Source organism: Kitasatospora sp. NPDC007106 (assembly GCF_040634455.1).
GTDB classification, from domain to species: Bacteria; Actinomycetota; Actinomycetes; order Streptomycetales; family Streptomycetaceae; genus Kitasatospora; species Kitasatospora arboriphila.
Map to the genome: position 1 here is coordinate 1 of NZ_JBEYFP010000802.1, position 2,594 is coordinate 2,594.

Consider the following 2,594-nt stretch of genomic DNA (forward strand, 5'->3'; position numbering starts at 1 on the left):
GACGGCCCGTCACGTGATCGCCGCCAGAGCCCATGTCTGCGACGGCCCTCGGCGGCAGCCGGAAGGAGTTGAAGAAGTCCTTGCCGGGGGTGCCCACGCCGGTGGCGGTGTCGTAGCCCTTGGCCGCGGACAGGCCGTAGTCGGCCGCGATCTTGTAGAGCCGGACCTTCAGCGCGCCGCCGACCAGGCCGAGGTCGACCACGTTGCCGAACTTGTTGTGCACGGCGGAGTCGTTGACGTCGTGGAAGGCGCCGCCGCCGGCCCGGTCGTAGATCGCCGGGTTGGCGAAGCCGACCGCCCGGCCGCCGCGGGCCTGCACGGCGTCGGCGAGCATGGCCGCGTACTCCGGGGCGGAGACCGAGGTGCCGCCGTAGCCGCCCTCGCTGTAGGTGCCGCCGTCGGTGTAGCCGACCAGGGTGGCGGCCACCAGGTCGCCGCTCATCGCGACGTCCGGGGTGGCGCGCAGCGGGGTCGCGGACTTGGTGCCGTCGGCCGCGGTCTTGGCGATCCGGTCCGGCACGACGCCCTGCTGGTACCACGGCTGGGCGAAGTCCTTGGAGACGCCGCCGCCACCGCCGAAGTAGAACTTGCCGGGGAAGGGCGTCCAGGACTTCTGGTCGTCGGAGAGGACGGACCGCTGGTCGCCCATCGACACCTCGCGGCCGTAGTGGCCGGCCTTGTCGGCGAGTTCGAGCGCCGTGCCGCCGACCGAGGTGACCCACGGCGAGGAGGACGGCCAGTCGGTCTGCGCCTGGGTGGTGTCGGTCTGGCAGTTGACGCCGGTGGCCGCGGCACCCGGCGAGCTGTCGCCGCAGTCGCCGGAGGAGAAGGTGAAACCGATGCCGGTGACCGCGGCGCGCTGGAACAGCTGGTTGTCGGCGGCGACCACCGCGGGGTCGAGGTCCCCGCCGGTGCCGTGCATGATCTCGCCCCAGGAGTTGGAGACCACGTCGGCCAGGTGCTCGTCGACGACCTTGGCCATGGCGTCGTAGAGGTCCTGGTCGTAGCAGGAGTTGCCGCCGACGTAGACCACCTGGGCGTCCGGCGCGAGGCCGTGCGCCATCTCGACGTCCAGCGCCTCCTCGCCGGCCCAGCCGGCCGCGCCGCCGCACTCGTCCTGGTGGGTCCACTTGTCCGGGGTGACGTACTCGCGGTACTGCCCGGCCGCGAACGGCTTGTCGCCGTGCAGCGTGGAGAAGTGGTCGGCGTCCTGCTCCATGCTGGCGAGGCCGTACGCGTCGATGATCGCGATCCGGGCTCCCTTGCCGGACACCTTGGCGTCGGTCACGCCGTACGCCTTGCGCAGCTGGCTCGGGACGTAGGAGCAGGGGGCGAAGGGCTCGTTCTTCTCGTAGCCGTCCGGCGCACCCTTGGCGGTCTTCGAGCCGTAGCCGTCCTCGGAGCAGGTCGGCACGGTCGGCAGGGTGGCCGGCGCCTTCCCGGCCGGGGCGGCCAGCTGGGCGGACTTGGCGCCGGCCTGCGCACGGGCCTCGGCCTCGCGGACGGAGACGGCGTGCGAGGTGTTCTTGTGCAGGGTGTCGCTGAGGCCGCTGACGGCGAGCACCGCGCCGGCCGCCGAGGCCGGGACGACGGCGTCCTTCGCGGCGGCCCGGTGCAGGCCGTCCTCGGTGCGGTAGGTGCGGAAGCCGGTGCCGAACGCCTTGGCGAGGGCGCCGGTGCTGCCGGAGACCTGCACGTAGTGCGCCGTGGTGGCGTCGACCTTGAGGCCGGCGCCGGTCACCCAGTCGGTGACCGCCTTGACCTGCGCGGCGGAGGCGCCGAACCGGGCCTCGGCCTGGCCGTCGGGGAGGAACGCCCCGTAGGCCGGCGAGTTCGGGGCGGAGACCGCCTTGGCGAGGGCGGCGAGACCGGCCTGGTCCTGGCCCGCCAGGTAGATCCGGGCGGAGGCCGGGGCGGAGTCGGGCACGGCGCCGGCGTCGGCCTGCGCGGTGGCCCACTCCGGGTGGGTGCCGGGGAGCGGCTTGGCGGTCTGCTCGCCGGTCGGCGTGGCAGCGCCCGCCGGGGCGGCCGCCCCGAGGGTTCCCAGGATCAGTGCGGCGGTGGCCGGTACGGCGATCCTGGAGATCCGGTTGCGTGCTATGGGCACGTCTGTCCCCCACTTCGGGAAAGAATGGTGGAGCGTCGGTGTCGCTCAACGAGGGCGCGGCAGAGCGGGCCGGCGGAGGAAGTCCCCGGCCTGCGTCGATGGTTGACTGCCGTGAGCCATCTATTCCGATGATCACGTGGATCTCAAGGGACGGCGGAAAAGATTTACCGGTGCATGACCAGTCCCGGGGGAACCCATAGCCTGATCGCCCACGACCGTACGGGCCGTCAGTCGTCGCCCACCGGCCGACGCATGACATCCGCTCACGTCGGAGCGGGTACCGGGGGTGCGGCGTCCGGCGGTCCGCCGGCACGTCTGACCAGGCGGCTCCCTCCCGACGAGCGGCCGCACCTGCCGGGTCCGGCGCCGATTCGCGTGTATTGTCCGGGCCGACCCGTAGTCCCATCCGTGAGGACGCCGAAGCCGTGCCAGCCGACACCCACCGCGCCGGGCAGCCGGCAGCCGCCGCCGGGCGGCGGCGGGGGTG

General features: G+C 73.2%; 1 protein-coding gene. It reads right to left on the minus strand.

The window, feature by feature from the left end:
- On the minus strand, window positions 1-2,107 hold a 2,107-nt coding region (locus tag ABZ641_RS32550; RefSeq protein WP_359987680.1), incomplete at its 3' end, for a S53 family peptidase.
- Window positions 2,108-2,594: the final 487 nt, after the last annotated feature.